Genomic DNA, 20,943 nt, shown 5'->3' on the forward strand with positions numbered 1-20,943 from the left:
CAAACATCTGGGATGCGACAGCTACTTGAGGAGCATTTACCAGGTAGAGAAGGGGCATGGGGAGGGATAGCCACAGATAATCTGTCGGTTTATCAATGCTGTTTTCTGGGTTATGTAAACAGAGCTCCATGGCGGGATTTGCCGCCGGACTACGGGGGTGGAGCAATACCCACCGCCGTTTTATTCGCTGGCGTGACAAGGGTATCCGGGAAAAATTGCTGGAAATCCTGATGGATAACCCGGATTATGAATGGCTGATATACATCTGGCCGAGGATGCGCATGGTATGCCGGTCAAAATCCTTGTTACACCACCAGGTACCACTGCTGATTGCATGCAGGTTGGCCGCCTGATCGAAGGCGATGATGCAGATCATCTGCTGGCAGATAAGGCGTTTGATGCAAAGCAATTATCATTTTTCAACTTGCTCATAACTACTAACTACTCGTGTCATGAACAAGGGATAACGAGTTTTATCTGTATAATCATTTGGGATCAGACGGGCTTTTAGTTTCGCTACACGACCCAGTAACTCCTGCAATATATGTTATAAAGACTACTGGTCACATTCATTGTGGACTAGACTAATTTGATACAGCGTTCTAAACTTCTGTCAAAGCTTATTATTCTGAGTCAACTACATAAAAGGAAGCGGCAATGTCACTGATTAACACCACTATCAAACCGTTCAAGGCAACTGCATACCACAATGGCGATTTTGTTGAGGTATCCGACAAAACATTAAAGGGCAAATGGTCGGTTATCGTTTTCTATCCAGCCGACTTTACTTTTGTATGCCCAACCGAGCTGGAGGATCTGGCAGATAATTATGCTGAGTTCCAGAAAGCAGGCATTGAAGTCTATTCGGTTTCTACCGACACACATTTCACACACAAAGCATGGCACGACAGCTCCAGCGTGGTGCGTAAGGTTCAATATCCCATGATAGGCGATCCAACCAGACAGCTGGCACGCGACTTTGACGTACTCATTGAAGAAGAAGGATTAGCCTTACGTGGAAGTTTTATTATCAATCCAGAAGGCCAAATTAAAGCACTAGAAGTTCAGGATCTCAGTATCGGTCGTAATGCTGCTGAATTACTGCGCAAGGCTAAGGCTGCACAATACGTCTCTACTCACTCGGGCGAAGTTTGCCCTGCCAAATGGACTGATGGTGCTGCCACGCTGAAGCCATCTATTGATCTGGTTGGCAAGATTTAAATATTCTGCACAATTCTGCTTTCAACCGGCTGCAGCGATACTTCTCCTCTAGAGAGGTATCCCAGCCGGTTTCTTCAGACCAGCCAATCACACAATGATGGTAGCTGCTGATTTTTTTCTGATTTTCCGCAAGGCTATGTACCGAAAACTCAATCGGTGGATAAAAACTGTATTGAGCTTGATGCTGACTCTTGGTATCACCGCCTGCATCAGCCAAAGTACATTCTTCGATACGCTTGATCACAAAAAAGACTGGGAAGCCATTCAATCCAGTCTACCTGCCTACCCACAACCGGAAAATCTACTGGAATTTGATGCCGGCCCTACTGCAAGATTGCGTTATTTTATCGATGCCAAATCAATCAGTGTCGATGAGAAACGTGTGATCCGCTACAGTATGGTAGCCCGATCCGGACAAGGTGCGAGCAATGTTTCATACGAAGGGATACGCTGCAAAACACGCGAACGGAAACGCTATGCAACAGGCAACAACGAAACACACAGCTGGGTACGTGCCACCATTTCTGAATGGCAACCACTTGAAATGGTTACCCAATTACAGGCACAGCGGGAGCTGGCCAAATTTTATTTCTGTCCCCGTGGTTTAGTGGTGGGTTCTCCTGAAGAAGCAATCCGTGCGCTCAAAGCCGGCGTACATCCAATGATGAATCGCTAATCATCATCCATCGTTTGATTAGTTAATCTAATCGTCACTGACAGATGTTCTCTCTGACATTTTTTGCAAAACAGACAACAACTCTATCGGTAGCGGAAAAACAATCGTAGAACTTTTCTCTCCTGCTATTTCTGTCAGCGTTTGCAGATAGCGCAGTTGCAAAGCTTGAGGCTGCTTCGCCAGAATTTGCGAGGCCTCAAGCAAATGGCGTGATGCCTGCAATTCTCCTTCTGCATGAATGATTTTGGCACGGCGCTCCCGTTCGGCCTCGGCCTGTCTTGCAATTGCCCGAACCATTGTTTCATTGAGATCAACGTGCTTGAGCTCGACATTCGATACCTTGATACCCCACGCTTCAGTCTGCCCATCCAGAATCAACTGGATATCTGTATTGAGCTTGTCGCGACTGGCCAGCATTTCATCCAGCTCATGTTGTCCCAGCACGGAGCGTAATGTTGTCTGTGCCAGCTGACTGGTCGCCATATTGTAATCCTCAACCTGAATAATGGCTTTTTCCGGATCAACCACACGAAAATACAGCACGGCATTTACTTTTACCGAGACATTGTCACGCGAAATAACATCCTGAGCGGGCACATCCATCACAATTGTGCGTAGATCAACCCGCACCATAGTTTGTATAACTGGAATGACAACGATGAGACCCGGCCCTTTGACTCGCCAAAAACGCCCCAGCATGAACACGACCCCGCGCTCGTATTCTTTCAATACCTTAAGCGCACTGGCCAGAAAAAAGATGGAAAAAATCAGTATTGGCGTAATAACTGATACGATATCCGTGTGCATATCAATCCTCCGTTGTGTTGATTGTAAGATCAGGTTGGTAAGGCTCCACTTCAAGCATCAGTCCATGTATGGCTATTACACTGACCTGCTGTCCAGGTTTTAATGGGGCGTTGGATCTGGCACGCCACAACTCGCCATGAATCCGGATCCAACCTTCCTGATCAAAGCCTTCCACTACTTCTCCCATGCTGCGAATAAGTTGTTCACTACCTGTGACAACTGGTTTTTCCCTGGATTTGAGCGCCATGCCAAGTACCATCATAAAAAACCCAGCCGATATCAGTGCAAATGTAACGATCAATGGAATCGAAATACCGTACCCTGGTATTTCCGTATCAATCAACATAATCGATCCCATGATGAAAGCCGCCACCCCTCCAATGCCTAACACTCCCACGCCCGGCACGAGTGCCTCTGCCAGCATAAAAGTGATGCCAAGTAGAATCAGCGCCAGTCCAGCATAATTGATTGGCAACACCTGAAAGGCAAACAAAGCCAGCAGCAGGCTGATTGCCCCGATTACACCAGCCACGATTGTCCCGGGATTTGCAAATTCAAGGATCAGACCATAAAAACCAATCAGCATCAGGATATAAGCAACATCGGGATTAGTGATCACTGCCAGTAGATGTGTACGCCAGTCCTGTTCAAAGTGCTCCAACACCAGCGATCGAGTAGATAACGCTACTTTTTGTCCGGCTAAATCGACTACACGTCCGTCTATTTGCGTCAGCAGATCACCCAGATCATCTGCTATCAGATCAATCACGTTGTTATCAAGTGCTTCTGCAGATGTCAGACTGACACCCTCTCGTACTGCCTGCTCTGCCCAGTCAGCATTGCGATCGCGCATCCGGGCAAGTCCACGGATATAAGCGGCCGCATCGTTGATAACTTTCATTGTCATGGCATCCTGCGTACCAGATGAACCGATTGGGTTGGTTCTTTCATTTTCCGGTTTATGCCCGGGGGCCTTTATCTCTTGTGACTGGGCTCCTATCTTTACCGGTGTGGCAGCGCCCAAATTGGTTGCAGGTGCCATGGCCGCGATATGACTGGCGTAAAGAATATAGGTGCCGGCACTGGCTGCACGCGCGCCGCTGGGGGCTACAAAACTTGCTACTGGAATCGGGGAAGCAATAATTTCCTGGATGATCTTGCGCATGGACACATCCAGCCCGCCGGGTGTATCCATTTGAAGAATAACGATCTGCGCCTGCTGTTCGGCCGCTCTGGAGAGTCCACGATGAATGTAATCGTACATGGCTGGACTGATGGCGCCGTTAACATCCAGCCAGACAGCAATGCCATTAGCTGCGCCAGTGGCCGTATTGGAGGGTTGTGCAAACAGCATGCCAGCCCATAGAAAAATAGCCAGCAGCAAACTATATTGTGCCTGGTAAAATCCTGTAGATTTACTGGCACACATGCGTGCACTCCTATCTTGACAGCCAGTGCTGCTGAACAGTGTCGCGGTTCAAAGCAAGCCACTGTAATGCAATAATAGCACTGGCAGAATTAATCTGACCGGTATTCAATAGTTCCAACGCATCATGAAAAGACATGACATGCACCTTGATATCCTCATCTTCTTCGCCATTGCCATGAATACTGCCCGCATCAATCGTTTTCATATCAACCCGACCACAGAACAATACAATTCGCTCAGTCGTACCACCGGGGCTGACCAGATAATCATACAGCGGGATCAGGCTACTGATCTGACAATCCGCTTCCTCGATGGATTCTCTTGCAACCACCTGTTCTGGCGCTTCATCAGCTTCAATTATGCCCGCCACAATTTCCAGCAACCAAGGACCATCTGGTGCAGACATGGCGCCTGCACGAAACTGTTCAATCAGTAAAATTTCATCAGTGTGCGGATCGTAAGGCAATACTGCTGCTGCATGTCCCCGCTCAAATAATTCACGTGTGATCGGGCGCCCCCACTCTCCGTCGAATTTACGGTGACGCAGGCGGTACTGCTCTAGACGGAAAAAACCCTGAAAGCAGATGGTTTTTTCCAGTATTTCGAAATCCATTTTATGGATGTTTGAGTAGTTTATTACCAGCAATCAGTGATTTATTCCCAATTGCTGGCAGAGATAGCATCAAGATTTCATTCAGGTACTTAACGGACGTGTTCTGGCTATCAAGTCCTGACACGGCAGATAATTCAGCCATAATAGCTGACAAACCGATCTGGCCAGAGCACGTCCGTATGATCAATGCTTCAGATCAGATGCCTGCTGAATGCCGGACAACAGCCAGGCAGAATCAGAGGCAACCAGATCTTTTTCAACATGCCAGATCTCGTCAAAAGGCTCCAACTGTGCCCCGGGAGCTTCCCGTAGCTCACCGGTAAACCGGACGCTGGCAACCGCATGATTATCCTGAGTGGTTATGTCTAGTAAGGCTGCATTAACATGGGTCACATCAGTCTGCTGGGTAACATTACCGCGCTCAGTAATCTGTTTACTGATTTCTGCAAACAATTCAGGTGTTGTAAATGCGCGAATCTCTTCTAGATCACCGGAATCATGCGCCAATTGCAACGTAATGAATGAACCTTTGGCATTTTTAAGAAAGGAATCCACGTCGAAACCAGCAGGAATATTGAGAGCATCCGTATTGGCGGCAGACTGACCACCGACCCCGGAAGCTACTCCTCCCGAAGGAGTTGCCGTATCCTGACGAGGAAATGGCATTCCTCCCATACTATGCCCAGCTCCCGCACCAGAATATTGCATAGGTCGCGCTGCTTGTCCGCCTCCGGAAGATCTGCGCATCATGCGTATTCCGAAGAATATGGCAGCTGCTATGCCTGCCAGCACTAGAATATCCATCATATTGATTCCGTCAAAAGCTCCGCCCATAAGCAGTGACGCCAGCAATCCACCAGCAGCCAATCCGGCCAGTGGCCCCAGCCATTTGCTACCCCCTGCTGCTGCAGCGGGTACTGCGGATTGCCCGGGGCGCTGGGCTTGCTGGGGAGTAGTCTGTTGCTGCTGTCGGTTAAGGTTAAGCGATTGGCGCTGTTTCCCAAGGCTGCTGCCACCGCCCAGACGCCGGGCTTCGGCATCCAGTGCTGTCAGGCTAAAAGCAAGCAATGCCAAAGCCAGAAATGTTAATATTCTCATTATGCTTATCTCCATGAATCAAAAATATAATTTAAGGGCTGAGTATAGCATCATCCCCAATCGCTCTGGACTACCCGTCGGATGGAAAAGTTCATGATTACAAGCATGACAGGTTATGCGGCAGCTTCCACAGAAATTCCGCAAGGATCGCTGGCTTTGGAACTACGTTCAGTCAACAATCGCTATCTTGACCTGCAATTCAAGCTTCCTGACGAGTTTCGTGTACTGGAACCTGAGATGCGGGATTTTCTAGGTACAGGCATAACGCGGGGAAAAGTAGATTGTCGCCTTACTTTTTCAATCTACTCAGGCACATCCCGTCACCAACGACTTAATCACGATCTATTGAATAATCTGCTGGCAATGAGTCGTGACGTCAAATCAATCTTTCCTGCAGCGAATGATCTTTCTGTTGCTGAAATTTTGCGCTGGCCCGGGGTACTTGATAGCGATCGGATTTCAGTCGATGAATTGCGTCCCCCCTGCATGACACTGCTGCAGACTGCTTTACAAGAACTGGTTTTGGCTCGCAGGCGTGAAGGAGAAAAACTGCAAAACCTGCTACTGGAACGCGTACAACAATTACGTCAACTGGTGCTAGATCTGTTACCCAGCCTACCAGCCATTCTGGCTGGTTTTCAGGAAAGATTGCTAAACTGCTTAAAGACAGCTGGTCTTGATGAAAACGATGAACGTATCCGCCAGGAATTCACCTTGTTTGCCAATAAAATTGATGTGGATGAAGAATTATCGCGTCTGCAGGGACACCTGAATGAATTTGGGCATATCGTGCTGGCTGGTGGCGTTGTCGGCAAACGGCTTGATTTTCTGACCCAGGAACTCAACCGGGAAGCCAATACATTGGCATCCAAGTCAGTTGCCAGAGAAATCACTCGCATATCCATAGAAATGAAAGTTATGATTGAACAACTGCGCGAACAGATTCAAAACATAGAGTGATCCAAAAAGCACACCTGCTACAACTTTTTCAATACATATTTTTCTATTCTGGAAAATTCTGAAAAGTAATGCAGAGCAGCCAGAATAGATAGTTTATCTGTAATTTATCAGTGATCTAAATGTGCCGATCAAGGTGAGCAACCAGATCAACAGCGCAAACCAACACCAATAAAAGGAAATAGATTCAAGAAAGTAATAACCACTTACTTTCGCCAGAGAGAAGGTGCATACGGTATACATTCCTGCCGGAAATACTCTGCTCCATGCTTCGATATCATAAGCACGACACTTCCCTTTGCATGCCAATCTTGCCCAGGGAAATATTTTTATCCAGGCTGCGGCTGAATCCAATTCAACGGTAAATTTTCGTATATCCATACCTAGCAAATAAGGTATCCATAAAGTACCAAATGCCCACGCGAGGAGGCTCATCTCCAACGTCACCTGCCCTAGATCATCACAGAGAGAGCGGGGTAAGCGAGTAAAAAATTCCGAACCAGCAAGAGTGATAATGGCAGGCGCTCCCATACAAATCCAGTAAGACGGCTGCCAGTTTTCCGGGACAAAGCAACTAAAGAACAGCCGGCGGATAATCAAATAAATTACAAATAAATATAAAACGCAACCCAATATCCATATCCCCCAGAGCACCAGGAAGTTCCACGTATTTTCATCCGTTGCATCGAGCAGATAACTCCCCAGCAGCACGATCGACACAGTACTTACAGTCAGAAGAAGTGTTGCTCCACAGATGAAATTGACAGCACTTTCTCGCGGCAACCTTAAGATATTAAAAATAATAAAACCGATCAATACAAGCCAGGCAAAAAACGCACTACACCAAAGTACGTTTGCCAGACTATTTGCCTGAGCGAACGAGATCAGTTGCACTCCGACCGTATTGGTTCCTGCCACGAAAGCCAGAAACAGCCAGCTCCGTGACAAAATACAAAGTTCCAATAGCAGTTCACGCGGGAAAAATACGATCCGTGCGACAAACAACAGGCAAAAAACAGAATAAAGCGATAAGGTCAGAGCAAACAAAGACTTTGCTATAACCGTGAAATCAAGCACATCAAAGGCAACAGATACAATACCGGTAGCCATCACCATCACAAACCAGGACGGGTGGAAAACCCTGATGCTGTTGAAGAATAAAACGGGATAAAACAGCATGTATATTATGAATTCAGTTCGTTTGTACTAATTTGTCATGCCATCAGCAAATTATGACAGGCATCCTGCACAGGAAAATGTGGTTACGAAAATATCGAAAATACCAAATATTTGCTATCAGAACACATACACAGAAGGTCTTATACCCACCTCAATTCCCATACCCTTGATAACAAATACTCACCCAGATACAACTGCAACTGCTCAATACCAGCCCTGCAATTTATCCACCTGACATATTGCCCAGAAGACCATAAACAGGTTCACAGAGCAGATTGCCTGAGTTTGGTATCGAGCAGTTGCAGGCGTTTAGGGGTGCCGATGTCCATCCATATACCTAAGTAATGTGAGCCGGTAACTTTTCCGGCAGTAATAGCCTGGCGCAGCAGGGGAGCCAGTTTTTCAGCTTGATTGGGGAGCACATTTTTGAAAAGGGCGGGATGATAAACCCCGATGCCGCTGAAAGTGAGTTTTCGGCAATCCGGACAAGTTGATTCAACCAGTTTGTCGGAACCGTTATGTAGCGAAAAATCACCTTCTGGATGATGTGGCGGGTTATTTACCAGGATCAGGTGAGCCAATATTTGCTCTGAATTTGATTGCATCTGTTGCAAAATCGGCCACAGGGTGGAGAAATCCATATCGCAGAAAATATCAGCGTTGATAACTGCAAAAGGCTGGTGTTTATCGGGGTTGGTGAGCAGTGGTAGTGCATTGGTAATTCCGCCTGCGGTTTCCAGTACGATGGATTCCGGTGAATATTGGATATGGAGGCCATAGCGTTTGCCATCCTGCAGTGCAGCTTCAATCATGTCGCCAAGATAGGCGTGATTAATGACAACGCTGGAAAAACCCGCCTGTGCCAGTTTCTCCAGATGATATTCGATCAGCATTTTTCCACCCGCCCGCAGCAATGGTTTGGGGCAGGTATCAGTGAGCGGCTTCATGCGTTCCCCTTTGCCAGCTGCCAGGATCATGATTTTGAACATCAGGTGTTTCTCGGTCAGAAAGTATAACCAGTTGCAGATGTTTTTTCTTCCAGTTGATCCAGTAGTCGGGCCAGCGGATGAAGCTCGCCATAGCGTTCGCAGGTTTTTCGTAGATATTGCATGACTGCGGGCATGTCTTGCAGATAGGCGTCTTTCTGATCCCGATAGTACAGCCGGGAAAAAATTCCCAGCACTTTGAGATGACGTTGTACACCCATCCATTCAAAATCCCGGTAGAAACCGGAGAAATCGGCTGCAACGGGTAATCCGCTCCGGCGTGCACGTTCCCAGTAACGGATTATCCAGTCCAGTACCTGTGCTTCTTCCCAGTGGATGTAGGCATCTTTGAACAGGGACACCAGATCATAAGTGATGGGACCAAGAACGGCATCCTGAAAGTCGATCACCCCCGGATTGGGAACAGATACCATCAGATTGCGGCTATGGTAGTCGCGGTGTACGAATACCTGCGGTTGCGCAACGGTATTGTCGAGAATCAGATTGAAAGCTGCCCTGAGTATGTTTTTCTGGTCATCATTCGGCGTAACGTGTAAATGGCGCGTCATGTACCAATCAGGAAAAAGTTCCAGCTCGCGGGAAAGCAACGTCTGATCATACCCAGGGAAGATATTTTTTTGGCTGGCGCTTTGTATCCTGATCAGTGCGTCAATGGCATCCTGGTAAAGCTGATCGGCATTTTCTGGCTCCGTGGTAAGTGCTTGCAGATAAGTAGTGGTACCAAGATCGGATAACAGCAAAAAGCCTTGATCCAGATTTTGTGCGACGATGTCGGGCACATGGATGGATGCCTTCGCAAATACACTGGCGGCATGCAAGAAAGGTCGGCAATCTTCCAGTTGCGGCGGTGCATCCATGGCAATCAGTGTTTCCCTGGGAAAAGCTACACGAAAATAGCGGCGAAAACTGGCATCTGCCGAGGCAGGCGACAAAGTGAAGGGCTGATCGGGGTAGAGGGTTTTCAGCCAGTACTCCAGAAGTTGCAGACGGTCCATTAAAACTTATTGGTTGAAGGTAGGTTAAGGAATGGATAATGCAGCTGTATGCTGTCCGATAGTTCGGGCAGGAGCTGCCGATTTGTGTTTGCCTGTTCGTTTAAAATATGAGATTTTATCCCGGAAGCCGATAATAAAACTTTGAAATTTAATGGAGAGAAAAAATGCTGAATAAAAATGTACTGGATGAAATCGGCAGCAAGGTTAATGAAATCTTAGCGGGCAGCCCGGCTAAAGATATCGAGAAAAATATGCGCGCCATGTTGATGGGTATTTTTTCCCGGCTGGATTTGGTCACGCGGGAAGAATTCGATGTGCAACAGGAAGTGATCAAGCGTACGCGTATCAGGCTGGCTGAATTGGAAGAGAAGGTGAACAAACTGGAGCAGCAGGCACATCCATCAACAATGGTTGAAGGTACCGTAGAAGATGTAATGGATACTTCTGGCCCCGGATCGGCCAATGACAGGTAGTGCTGAGATTTGTTACATTTTTTCTGGTGAAGCACTGGCTCACCATGCTTTGATCGTGTTCCTTTATGTCTCTGGCTATTCTGTATAGCCGTGCATTGTGTGGAGTGGACGCGCCGCTAGTGACCGTAGAGGTGCATCTTGCTAACGGTTTACCAAAATTTACTATCGTTGGGCTTCCGGAAACGGAAGTCAGGGAAAGTAAAGACAGGGTGCGCGCCGCACTGCAGAATGGACGATTCAAATTTCCTGCCCGGCGTATTACGGTTAATCTTGCACCGGCTGATTTACCCAAGGAAAGCGGGCGTTTCGATTTGCCTATCGCGCTGGGCATCTTAGCGGCAACCGGGCAGATTCCTGCAAATAAACTCGATCAGTATGAATGGGCAGGGGAGTTGTCTCTTGATGGTCGCCTGCGCCCGATTCGTGGCGCACTGGCCATGACTTACAGTGCCTCCCGTTCAGGCCGCAGTTTCGTTTTGCCAGAGCAAAATGCCGGCGAAGCAGCACTGGTCAAAGAGGCGACTATCTATCCTGCTGCTTCGCTGCTGCAGCTGTGTGCATATCTGACTGGGCAGGAGCCATGGCAACCTTATCGTGGTGGATCGGCTGAGTTAGAATCAAATGATTATCCGGACATGGGAGATGTCAAAGGGCAGATGCAGGCCAGGCGCGCGTTGGAGATCGCTGCTGCAGGTGGACACAGTGTGCTGATGATTGGCCCACCGGGCACGGGAAAAACCATGTTAGCCAAGCGTATCCCGGGAATTTTGCCGCCCATGACCGGACAGGAGGCGCTGGAATCGGCTGCCATTCAATCTTTGGGGAGTGGCAGTTTTGATCTGGCTAACTGGAAGCGTCGCCCGTTTCGGTCACCCCATCATACTGCCTCGGCCGTGGCATTGGTGGGTGGGGGCAGTATTCCACGCCCGGGTGAGATTTCACTGGCCATGCATGGAGTGCTGTTTCTTGATGAGTTGCCCGAATTTGATCGGCGGGTTCTGGAGGTGCTGCGTGAACCGCTTGAATCCGGTCACATTACCATTTCACGCGCTGCACGCCGAGCAGATTTTCCAGCCAGATTTCAACTTATTGCTGCAATGAACCCCTGTCCATGCGGGTATTTGGGGCATTACACCAATAAATGTCGTTGTACACCTGATCAGGTAGCGCGTTATCGTGGCAAGGTTTCCGGTCCGTTGCTGGATCGAATCGATATTCAGATTGAAGTCCCTGCTTTGCCGAAGGAGGATATGTTGCGCCCCGGGCCGGGTGAATCCAGCGCTGTTATTCGAGAACGAACGTTGATTGCCCGGCAACGTCAGTTAAATCGTCAACACGTACCCAACACGAGGTTAGGGGTGCAGGAAATTGAAAAATATTGTGTTCTGGATGCGGAGGGGAAGCGTATGCTGGAACGAGCCATGACCCATTTGAATATCTCAGCACGGGCTTATCACAAAATACTGAAGCTGGCTCGAACCATTGCAGATTTGTCAGGCAGTAAACCTATTTTGGGAAAGCATGTGGCGGAAGCTATTCAGTACCGCCGTATGGGTATAAATTAATTGTTCGGACAGGTTGAATCAGTAATAGTCAGCGGTACGTGCACAATTTTCAAATCTTGTAAATTCGCCCAGAAAAGTCAGATCAACTTTGCCAATCGGCCCGTTACGCTGCTTGCCGATGATAATTTCAGCAATACCCTTGTCCTGAGTATCCGGATTATAAACTTCATCCCGATAAATAAACAAAATAACATCTGCATCCTGTTCGATAGCGCCTGATTCACGCAAATCAGACATAATCGGACGTTTGTTGGGGCGTTGTTCGAGGCCACGATTCAGCTGCGACAAAGCGATTACAGGAACCTGCAATTCTTTTGCCAGTGCCTTCAGTGAGCGTGAAATCTCTGAAATTTCGGCGGCGCGGCTTTCACTGTTGGGCGAGGTTGATGACATGAGTTGCAGGTAGTCAATAATAATGAGCCCCAGCCCTTCATGCTGACGATACAAACGCCGAGCGCGGGCACGCAGCTCCAGAGAGTTCAGTGCAGCACTTTCATCAATAAATATCGGCGCATCGTTCAGCTTTCCCAATGCATGGGTGAGTCTGGGCCAGTCATCATCATCCAGTTGGCCTGTGCGTACTTTGTGCTGATCCAATCGCCCGATTGAGCCCAACATACGCATGGCAAGCTGTGCGCCTCCCATTTCCATACTGAACACTGCCACTGGTTTACCAGCTTCCAGTGCGACATGTTCTCCGATATTGAGTGCAAAGGCGGTTTTCCCCATCGAAGGTCGCCCGGCAACGATGATCAGGTCACCGGCTTGGAAACCAGAAGTTTTTTGATCGAGATCGCTGAAGCCGGATGGAATGCCGGTAATATCGCTGGGATTGCTCCGGTTATAGAGCATCTCGATTCGCTCAACTACTTGCTTGAGCAATGGTTGGATATCAACAAATCCTTGTTTCCCGTGCGCACTTTGTTCAGCGATTTCAAATATTCTGCTTTCTGCTTCATCCAGCAGATCACCCGCAGAACGGCCTGCAGGATTGTAAGCTGAATCAGTTATTTGTGTGCTGACTTGCGCCAGCTTGCGCATGATTGAACGTTCCCGTACGATTTCCGCATAACGGCGGATGTTGGCTGCAGACGGAGTATTCTGTGCAATGGCACCGATATAGGCTAGCCCACCCGCGTGTTGCAGTTGGGCCGCATTTTCAAGAGATTCTGCAACAGTTATTACATCTGCCGGCTTACTTTGTTCTATAAGACGGCAGATGTGTTGGTAAATGAGTTGATGATCCTGGCGATAGAAATCACTCTCGATAATGATGTCCGCTACTTTGTCCCATGCCTGATTATCCAGCATGAGTCCGCCAAGGACGGATTGTTCAGCCTCGATGGAGTGGGGCGGGAGCTTGTAAATACTGTTATCAGCAAGGTTCTGAATAAAGTTGGTAGTGGATGGGTTCATGTGAATTAATGGTGGCTAATAGCCAGGGTCGGATGGTAGTGTCTGATGGAGAAACAAAAAAAGGACCGGGTAGTCCTTTTTTTGTTTGGTCTTTACCCAGTGATGTCAGTTTGTTGTTTCGCCTAACACCGACACAGTAATATGAGCCGATACCTCGTTATGCAGTACAACGATAACCGTATAATCACCTACTTGTTTGATTTGTCCCTCAGGCATACGAATCATGGATTTTTCAATTGCAAAATCCTGTTTGCACAACTCCTCGGCAATATTTGCACTGGTGACTGATCCAAAAAGTTTGCCATCCACACCTGCTTTCTGGGAGATTTGTATGAGTAGTCCATCCAGTTTTGCTGCCTGTGCGCCCGCTGCATCTAAAATATCGGCTTGTTTCTTTTCCAGTTCCGCGCGTTGTGTTTCAAATTCGGCTATAACCCTTTCGGTTGCTCTCTTTGCTTTTCCCTGAGGGATCAGATAATTGCGAGCATACCCTGGTTTGACATTCACAATACTGCCCAGTGAACCAAGTTTGACGATTTTCTCTAACAAAATTACTTGCATGCTGTTTCTCCCGATTGCTTAGTGCTGATCAGTATAGGGTAATAACGCCAGGAAACGAGCGCGTTCGATAGCCAAGTTTAATTGACGTTGATAGTATGAACGTGTACCTGTAATTCGAGCCGGTATAATTCTGCCATTCTCGCTGATAAAATCTTTCAGCAGCTCAACATCTTTATAGTCTATTTTTTTAATTCCCTCAGCTGTAAACCGACAGAATTTTTTACGTTTGAATAGTGGCCGATTTGCCATCCGGTCCTTCATCTTGTTCTTTGCATCTTTGTTTCTTGAGAATCTCATATTATTTCTCCATTAAGAGCGTCTATATTTGGTATCTATTTTCAGATAATTCTGGCATCACTAACATGCAAAACAAGCTGGTTACTTAAGCGGTTTTTTTTTGTCATGAAGCCGGTAAGTTCGACATGACTGCCAGATCCCATGCGAACAATTTTTTCAGCCATGTCTGCCATGGCGATTGCCGCAAGTTCAAATTCAATCTTGCGCTGGATGCCAGCTTCCTCCTGGCTGGAAACATGGCTCAGTCTAAACTCGGCAATCATAATACCGACAGGCGTATAGCGAGGTGTATTCAGATCAGCAATCTTTCCACCGATAATCACCTGATTCAGGTTCGGTGGAAACCGCATATCAGGATTGGGTATCGTTTTCCCCAGCTGCTACTTGTGCGCCACTAGCCGAATCATCGGCTACGTTCACTGTGGGAGCCGAAGTGCCCTTGCTATTTTCATCGGGTTTCGATTTGTCATCTTGCATCATAGGGGAAGGGGTTGTAACCGGGCCATTCATACGAATAACAAGATGGCGAAGAATGGCGTCATTAAATTTAAAGCTGTGCTCCAATTCATTGAGAGATTCTTGATCGCATTCAATATTCATTAAAATATAGTGTGCTTTATGCAGTTTTTGTATGGGATAAGTGAGTTGTCTGCGTCCCCAGTCTTCCAATCGATGAATTCCTCCAGACCTTTCAGTGATCATATTACTATAGCGCTCAATCATGGCAGATACCTGCTCGCTTTGGTCTGGGTGAACAATAAATATAATTTCGTAATGTCTCATAATTTCCTTGTGGGTAAAGCCTTCTTGCAACGTTTTCGGTGTAGAACGGGGAAGTAAGGCAAGGGATCAGCTTAGAACTTATGCATCGATGTTGTATCGAATCGCATTGATAAACCTGTTGCTTCTGTGAGTATTTAAACAACAGTTTGATAATTCTACTTAATCAGTGACTAAACTTCAAAAAAATTAGATTTTTCTTTTCCTGAGCATGTGCGAGATTTGCAAAATACGAGTAGAAAGTTTTGATGTAAACGGGTTTAAGGTACCTCTGTACCAATAATCATTGATCCAAAAGCCATGATTTATTTAAATTTTCCTGAGATTTTATCAATTTTAGGCACAAAATAGCTTTTTTCTGGCTATTTCTGTTTCAAAACGCACTATCCCGTTACGGTGCAAATACGCCTCACCATGCAATACTATTAGACAGAGCGGCCAGGCAGAAAGCGGCTCTGATTTTTTGCTAGACTGCGATAGCGGAGCTTACATCACCAAAGCAAACTTTCATATCCCGGAACACAGATTCCACTTTGGCGCATATCCCGCTACTTTACGATGCAAGGCCAGGAGCGGACGTGAAATTTTGCAGTTGCTCTCAGCTTTTAATTGCTTGAGTTTCCCCAGGACGTGGTGCAATAACGATGGTGTTTAGTCCCACGGTGTGCTGGAATGGGTCAAAGATAAAACGATCTGGCTCATTTTTCCAGATTTTGCAGATGTATTCATAGGGTGTTAGGCCTTTGAGAGCTTTTAGTCTTTTGGCGAAGTTATAAGCCATCACAAAGCGATGGAGATGGGCCTTCAACTGATCGTGTGAGTCGTAATAATACCGTTTTACAGTCGCATCCTTGATGGTTCGATTCATGCGTTCAACCTGACCATTGGTCCAGGGATGGTTGGGTTTGGTGAGACGGTGCTCGATGCCGTTGATCTGACAACACCTATCGAACATATGCGTTACATACTGAGCCGTTGGCCCATTCCGATAACGCGCCGGGAACGTAAACTGGATACCGTTATCAGTCAGGATTGTATGGATCTTGTAGGGAACAGTCTCGATCACGGCCTTCAAGAAGGCGGTTGCCGTGTTGCGGTTGGCTTTGTTCTGGAGTTGAACAAAAACGAACTTTGATGTCCGGTCAATGGCTACAAAAAGATAGAGTTTACCTTCCTTCGTACGAACTTCGGCAATATCAATATGGAAGTAGCCAATTGGATAGGCATTAAACTTTTTCTTTGGCTTGTCACCATCAACCTCCGGCAACCGACTGATGCCATGCCGTTGAAAGCAGCGATGCAGGCTTGAGCGGGTTAAATGCGGAATGCTTGGTTGCAAGGCATATAGACAATCATCCAGCGGTAGAAGCGTATGTTTGCGAAACGCCACAACAGCGGCTTCTTCTTCCAGACTTAAAACAGTCGAGTGCGACTCTTTGGGGCCCATCGGTGCATCGTGGGTGAATTCCCGCTTCCGCCACTTCGCTACCGTTTTTGGATTAATCCCATGCCGCTTGGCCAGAACATTCAGACTCTCTTGACTATTTTGTATCGCTCGACGTACCGCCGCTGTCGTGCGGGCGCTTCCGTGTAATATCTGTCCCATAAATCATCCCTCCGTAGCTGGTTATATGTTACACCAGCACACCGTGGGACTAAACATCTTAGATGTTTTTAGAACCTGTTCAAAGAAGTCTTCCAAGACAAGCAACCTCTCCCTTCAGTGAATCAAGGCAGAGCAGATTACCTCTGCTCCAGTTTGTTCTTTACCCCTCGCTTTTGATCAAGGTCCCCACTCCTTCATCAGTCAGTATTTCAAGCAAAAGGGCATGTTGTACACGTCCGTCGATGATATGGCAGGATTTGACACCATTCTTTACGGCATCCAGCGCTGATTTGATTTTGGGCAACATTCCGCCGGAGATGGTGCCATCGGCAAATAGTTCATCTACTCGGCTGGCAGTCAGGCCTGTGAGCAGATTGCCATTTTTATCCAGTACACCAGGTGTATTGGTCATTAATATCAGCTTTTCAGCTTTGAGTGTCTCCGCCAGGCGACCTGCAACAAGATCAGCATTGATATTGTAGGATTCACCCTCTTCACCGACACCGATAGGGGCTATTACAGGAATGAAGTCGCGAGCGTCCAGTAGCTTGATCAGCGAGGGATCGATATACTCTATTTCGCCAACCTGGCCAATATTGATCCACTTCTCGGCATCTTCTTTGTCTTTGATCAACATTCTTTTCGCGCGAATAAACATTCCGTCTTTGCCGGTGAGCCCTACTGCTTGCCCACCATGACGGTTGATAAGATTGACAATTTCTTTGTTGATAAGCCCGCCAAGTATCATCTCGACGATATCCATAGTTTCGGCATCTGTAACTCGCATCCCTTGTATGAAGACGCCTTCCTTACCGACGCGCTTCAGCATGCTGTCTATTTGCGGGCCGCCGCCATGGACGATGACCGGGTTCATGCCGACCAATTTCAGCAATACCACATCTTTAGCAAAACTTTGTTTGAGTATTTCCTCGGTCATAGCATTGCCGCCGTATTTGATTACGATGGTTTTATTATGGAAGCGTCGTATGTATGGCAATGCCTCAGCGAGGATTTCGACTTTTTCGTTAACAGCATGGGAAGATTGCATGGTGAAGAGGGATTTTATTGTTTATGGTGAAATCGGTATGGAGTACCCGGGACAATTTAACTGCTTGCTTGAAGGAAGGATTTGAGCCGTACTAGTGCAGGCAAATTCAGCTTGCGCCAAAGTCTGTTCTGGCGGTCATTGTATACATCGGCGATGACAGACCGCTCGTCCTCATGATCTGGCTGGCGAGTAAATTCCATCAGATCCCGGATACCAAGAACACTTTCAGCCAATATGGCATAGCCAGTTCCCGGATGGGAATCTGTCAAAAAGACCCGGGTTCTCACATTAATGCGGGTTGTCTTCTTATCCAGGTAATGAGCCAGATCACATAAGCCGTAAATATTGCCGCGTACATTGATAATGCCCAGAAACCATAGATGTGTCAGAAAAACCGGTGTTATTTTCGGGACCGGCAATATTTCACTGATGGCATCCATTGGGATCAGCCAGCGATCTTCACCAATCGTGACTCCCAATACAGGGATGGAGAGTGGAACTTCCTGAGTTTTATTATTGATTTGCTCAGTCAGCATGGTATTCAGCGTGATCTGTTTTTAAATATTAACTCAGTCTGGCAATTTTTTGCAGTAATTCTGCAGCCATAACTGGCTTGGTAATATAATCCTGCGCACCTTGCCGCAGCCCCCAGATTTTATCGGTTTGCTGATCTTTGGTTGTGCACAGGATGATAGGAATATGGCGAGTTGCACTATCTTGTGCAAGCATGCGTGTTGCTTGATAGCCGTTGATGCCGGGCATTACTACATCCATCAAAACCAGATCAGGCCAAGTTTCTCGGGCCTTGGTAACGCCTTCCTCACCACTTTCAGCCACACCTACCTGATACCCGTTTTGGGTCAGTATGCTGGAAAGAATGTGGCGATCTGTCGGTGAGTCATCGACTACCAATATCGTCCTGACTATCATGCGAGATTCTCAATAAAATTTGTATTTGTTTACACGGTCTCCAAATAAAACCGGGCAGAAATATCAATTTTGTATTTTAAGGCTTTACCCGCAGACAATAAAGCACAGCGGTTAATCATCAGTATAGGTTAAAGCAATGTTAGACTATACGCTTTGTATTTTCGTATAATTTTGCTGCTCGTTCAATGACTTGTGCCCGAGCGTTTTCAGACTTTTATTTTGGGTACATAGATTAAGTTTATTTTACGTTTAAATCATTATGCAAAACACTTTCATCAGATTGATATTGTGGGTACAGGCTTTATTATTCCTTCTACCAGGTTGTGCGCCAATGATCTTAACAGGCGTGGGGGTTGGTGCGGGAGCCGGAGCGTTAATGGTAGAAGATCGCCGTAGTAGTGGAATGTACATAGATGACGAGGGAATTGAACTTAAAACCAATCGCAGAATTGGCGAACGATTGGGCGACAGAGTGCATGTCAATGTCACCAGTTTTAACCGTAACGTTTTGCTGACTGGTGAGGCCCCCGATGAATTCACCAAAAAAGAGATTGAGAAATTGGCAATGAGCATTGAAAACGTACAAAATATTTCCAATGAAATTACTATTGCTCCCAAGAGCTCGTTATCTTCTCGCAGTAATGATGCGTTAATTACTTCCAAGGTAAAGGCCCGTTTCATTAATAACAAGGTGTTCCAGATGAATCACATAAAAGTTGTTACAGAAAACGGTGTGGTGTATTTACTGGGGCTGGTTACCAGAAAAGAGGGGGACACCGCTACACGTATTGCCAGTACGACGGAAAGTGTATTAAAGGTGGTTAAGGTATTTGAATATCTTGATTAGTAAGTACCTTTTCAGAACATCTTCAGGCATCAATAAATGCTGCCCGCTGAGTTTATTCAGTTACTACAGAATCTGATTCCATCCGACCGTCTCTATCTTGATCCGGTTGATTGTTACGCTTACGCTTACGATAACAGTAGGAAGTATTTTCCGCCTGAGTGTGTCATTTTTCCTTTGACGACTGATGAAGTCGTGAAGATAATCCAGTTATGTAATCGATTTAAGATTCCCTTAACACCTCGTGGGAGAGGTACCGGCACTGCTGGCGGCAGTCTTGCTGAGCAAGGAGGAGCTTCACTTTCATTGGAACGCATGACACGGATCATATCGATCGACACGGCCAATCGAGTACTCGTTGCAGAACCGGGTGTTTTAAATGAATCTGTCCAGGCGGCTGTCAAGCCTTCTGGTTTTTTTTGGCCACCCGATCCTTCCAGTGCTGCTTTTTCAAGTATCGGCGGAAATCTTGCCACCTGTGCAGGGGGGCCACATGCTGTTAAATATGGCACAACCCGCGATCATGTATTAGGGCTGACTGCAGTAACAGGACAGGGTGATATTATTAAAACGGGGTGCTATACCACCAAGGGTGTTGTCGGGTACGACCTCACCCGGCTGTTGATCGGATCAGAAGGTACACTTGCCGTTATAACCGAGGCAACACTTAAGTTAACCCCGTTACCTGCGGCAAGAAGCGGACTTGTTGCTCATTATCAGAATGCTGTGAGTTGTGCATCAGCGATAGCAACTATTATGAAAGAGCCGCAAGGACCCAGCGCGCTTGAATTTCTGGATTCCGGCTCACTTGATCTTATTCGTTCCAGGAATCCTGGAATGTTGCCGGACGATTCTCGTGCCATGTTGATGATAGAAGTCGATGGTACAGAACACGAAATTTCGGAAACAACAACCAGGCTTCTAGCTGCTTGCCAAAATTCCGGGTTGTTAAAGGCATTACCTGTCCAAAATGCTGCGGATTTGTGGAAGGCCAGAAAAACGTTATCACCCTTGCTAAGAGATATCGCGCCGAAGAAAATAAATGAGGATATTGTAGTGCCTGTCGATAAAATTCCCCGACTGTTAACCGGATTATCTTCATTATGTAAGCAATATCAGATACCCAACGTAAATTTTGGCCATGCTGGCAATGGAAATATTCATGTTAATCTGCTGATTGATCCGGATAATCCTGGAGAGAGTGGGCGCGCGTATAAATGCCTGAATCAGATATTTGATCTGGTGATCAGCCTTAATGGAACACTTTCTGGTGAGCATGGTATCGGTTCTGAAAAGCGACCTTATATCAATAAAGAACTCAATGAGGCTACTTTGACTTTAATGAAGCAGATCAAATTAACATTTGATCCTTGTAATATCTTGAATCCAGGGAAATTATTTCCTTGAATGTTTTTCAGCCAGATAAACAAAAAAAACAGCT

Annotated in this window: 23 protein-coding genes and 1 pseudogene; 8 read left to right on the forward strand and 16 right to left on the reverse strand. The window is 46.8% G+C overall.

The genetic code is table 11. From position 1 onward, the window contains the following. Positions 1-12: 12 nt before the first annotated feature. The 3 genes and pseudogenes from ACZ5EJ_RS11010 to ACZ5EJ_RS11020 all read left to right on the forward strand — a co-directional run. Positions 13-412 (forward strand): annotated as a pseudogene (locus ACZ5EJ_RS11010) (transposase); the annotation flags it as partial. Between the two features lie 245 nt (positions 413-657). After that, positions 658-1,221, forward strand: a complete 564-nt coding sequence (gene ahpC / locus ACZ5EJ_RS11015; RefSeq protein ID WP_011635348.1) for an alkyl hydroperoxide reductase subunit C — start codon at positions 658-660, stop codon at positions 1,219-1,221. A 181-nt stretch (positions 1,222-1,402) separates the two neighbouring features. Next, entirely contained in the window at positions 1,403-1,897 is a 495-nt protein-coding gene (locus ACZ5EJ_RS11020; RefSeq protein ID WP_256201566.1) for a CNP1-like family protein, read from the forward strand. A 27-nt stretch (positions 1,898-1,924) separates the two neighbouring features. On the opposite strand, the gene ACZ5EJ_RS11025 is transcribed toward ACZ5EJ_RS11020, so the two are convergent. The 4 genes from ACZ5EJ_RS11025 to ACZ5EJ_RS11040 form a co-directional block, all read right to left on the reverse strand. After that, on the reverse strand, positions 1,925-2,704 hold the full coding sequence (locus ACZ5EJ_RS11025; protein WP_074456141.1) for a slipin family protein: 780 nt from the start codon (positions 2,702-2,704) through the stop codon (positions 1,925-1,927). Between the two features lies 1 nt (position 2,705). Next, positions 2,706-4,133 (reverse strand): NfeD family protein, encoded by a 1,428-nt coding sequence (locus tag ACZ5EJ_RS11030; protein ID WP_464557078.1) that lies wholly within the window; start codon positions 4,131-4,133, stop codon positions 2,706-2,708. Between the two features lie 10 nt (positions 4,134-4,143). Continuing rightward, positions 4,144-4,746, reverse strand: a complete 603-nt coding sequence (locus ACZ5EJ_RS11035) for an NUDIX domain-containing protein (RefSeq protein ID WP_049753132.1) — start codon at positions 4,744-4,746, stop codon at positions 4,144-4,146. A 183-nt stretch (positions 4,747-4,929) separates the two neighbouring features. Then, positions 4,930-5,844: a Tim44 domain-containing protein gene (locus tag ACZ5EJ_RS11040; protein ID WP_464557080.1), complete on the reverse strand. Its 915-nt coding sequence runs from the start codon at positions 5,842-5,844 to the stop codon at positions 4,930-4,932. Positions 5,845-5,937: 93 nt separating this feature from the next. Here ACZ5EJ_RS11040 and ACZ5EJ_RS11045 point away from each other — a divergent pair, with 93 nt between their 5' ends. After that, positions 5,938-6,804: a YicC/YloC family endoribonuclease gene (locus ACZ5EJ_RS11045; RefSeq protein WP_464557081.1), complete on the forward strand. Its 867-nt coding sequence runs from the start codon at positions 5,938-5,940 to the stop codon at positions 6,802-6,804. A 93-nt stretch (positions 6,805-6,897) separates the two neighbouring features. Here ACZ5EJ_RS11045 and ACZ5EJ_RS11050 read toward each other — a convergent pair whose 3' ends face one another. From ACZ5EJ_RS11050 to ACZ5EJ_RS11060, 3 genes are all read right to left on the reverse strand, one after another. Further along, on the reverse strand, positions 6,898-7,980 hold the full coding sequence (locus tag ACZ5EJ_RS11050) for a tellurite resistance/C4-dicarboxylate transporter family protein (protein WP_464557083.1): 1,083 nt from the start codon (positions 7,978-7,980) through the stop codon (positions 6,898-6,900). A 263-nt stretch (positions 7,981-8,243) separates the two neighbouring features. Next, complete coding sequence (gene murU, locus ACZ5EJ_RS11055; RefSeq protein ID WP_074684987.1) at positions 8,244-8,969, reverse strand: N-acetylmuramate alpha-1-phosphate uridylyltransferase MurU; 726 nt, start codon at positions 8,967-8,969, stop codon at positions 8,244-8,246. 14 nt (positions 8,970-8,983) lie between these two features. Next, positions 8,984-9,982 carry an aminoglycoside phosphotransferase family protein gene (locus ACZ5EJ_RS11060; protein WP_464557084.1) on the reverse strand — a complete coding sequence of 333 codons (999 nt, stop codon included), beginning with the start codon at positions 9,980-9,982 and terminating at the stop codon, positions 8,984-8,986. A gap of 164 nt (positions 9,983-10,146) precedes the next feature. Between ACZ5EJ_RS11060 and ACZ5EJ_RS11065 the strand changes: the two genes are divergently transcribed. Next, positions 10,147-10,455, forward strand: a complete 309-nt coding sequence (locus tag ACZ5EJ_RS11065; protein ID WP_011635358.1) for an accessory factor UbiK family protein — start codon at positions 10,147-10,149, stop codon at positions 10,453-10,455. A gap of 65 nt (positions 10,456-10,520) precedes the next feature. After that, on the forward strand, positions 10,521-12,020 hold the full coding sequence (locus ACZ5EJ_RS11070) for a YifB family Mg chelatase-like AAA ATPase (protein WP_464557086.1): 1,500 nt from the start codon (positions 10,521-10,523) through the stop codon (positions 12,018-12,020). Positions 12,021-12,038: 18 nt separating this feature from the next. Here ACZ5EJ_RS11070 and dnaB read toward each other — a convergent pair whose 3' ends face one another. From dnaB to ACZ5EJ_RS11115, 9 genes are all read right to left on the reverse strand, one after another. After that, positions 12,039-13,436 (reverse strand): replicative DNA helicase, encoded by a 1,398-nt coding sequence (gene dnaB, locus ACZ5EJ_RS11075; protein WP_011635360.1) that lies wholly within the window; start codon positions 13,434-13,436, stop codon positions 12,039-12,041. A 105-nt stretch (positions 13,437-13,541) separates the two neighbouring features. Next, complete coding sequence (gene rplI / locus ACZ5EJ_RS11080; protein ID WP_011635361.1) at positions 13,542-13,997, reverse strand: 50S ribosomal protein L9; 456 nt, start codon at positions 13,995-13,997, stop codon at positions 13,542-13,544. An 18-nt stretch (positions 13,998-14,015) separates the two neighbouring features. Beyond that, entirely contained in the window at positions 14,016-14,294 is a 279-nt protein-coding gene (rpsR, locus tag ACZ5EJ_RS11085; protein WP_464557088.1) for a 30S ribosomal protein S18, read from the reverse strand. 41 nt (positions 14,295-14,335) lie between these two features. Further along, the gene (gene priB, locus ACZ5EJ_RS11090) at positions 14,336-14,644 is read right to left on the reverse strand and encodes a primosomal replication protein N (protein ID WP_464557089.1); all 309 of its coding nucleotides are present in this window, start codon (positions 14,642-14,644) and stop codon (positions 14,336-14,338) included. A gap of 1 nt (position 14,645) precedes the next feature. After that, the gene (gene rpsF, locus ACZ5EJ_RS11095; protein WP_464557091.1) at positions 14,646-15,077 is read right to left on the reverse strand and encodes a 30S ribosomal protein S6; all 432 of its coding nucleotides are present in this window, start codon (positions 15,075-15,077) and stop codon (positions 14,646-14,648) included. A gap of 595 nt (positions 15,078-15,672) precedes the next feature. Then, positions 15,673-16,680, reverse strand: a complete 1,008-nt coding sequence (locus ACZ5EJ_RS11100; RefSeq protein WP_464557092.1) for an IS481 family transposase — start codon at positions 16,678-16,680, stop codon at positions 15,673-15,675. A 160-nt stretch (positions 16,681-16,840) separates the two neighbouring features. Next, on the reverse strand, positions 16,841-17,728 hold the full coding sequence (gene argB, locus ACZ5EJ_RS11105) for an acetylglutamate kinase (RefSeq protein ID WP_074456133.1): 888 nt from the start codon (positions 17,726-17,728) through the stop codon (positions 16,841-16,843). Positions 17,729-17,784: 56 nt separating this feature from the next. Beyond that, positions 17,785-18,264 carry a chemotaxis protein CheW gene (locus ACZ5EJ_RS11110; protein ID WP_074456132.1) on the reverse strand — a complete coding sequence of 160 codons (480 nt, stop codon included), beginning with the start codon at positions 18,262-18,264 and terminating at the stop codon, positions 17,785-17,787. 28 nt (positions 18,265-18,292) lie between these two features. Then, positions 18,293-18,658: a response regulator gene (locus tag ACZ5EJ_RS11115; protein ID WP_074456131.1), complete on the reverse strand. Its 366-nt coding sequence runs from the start codon at positions 18,656-18,658 to the stop codon at positions 18,293-18,295. Between the two features lie 331 nt (positions 18,659-18,989). Here ACZ5EJ_RS11115 and ACZ5EJ_RS11120 point away from each other — a divergent pair, with 331 nt between their 5' ends. Together ACZ5EJ_RS11120 and ACZ5EJ_RS11125 are read left to right on the forward strand one after the other, a co-directional pair. Continuing rightward, on the forward strand, positions 18,990-19,505 hold the full coding sequence (locus tag ACZ5EJ_RS11120) for a BON domain-containing protein (protein WP_083331350.1): 516 nt from the start codon (positions 18,990-18,992) through the stop codon (positions 19,503-19,505). A gap of 36 nt (positions 19,506-19,541) precedes the next feature. Then, complete coding sequence (locus tag ACZ5EJ_RS11125) at positions 19,542-20,909, forward strand: FAD-binding oxidoreductase (RefSeq protein ID WP_074456129.1); 1,368 nt, start codon at positions 19,542-19,544, stop codon at positions 20,907-20,909. The last annotated feature ends 34 nt before the right edge of the window (positions 20,910-20,943 follow it).

It is taken from the genome of Nitrosomonas sp. TNE100 (assembly GCF_055387135.1).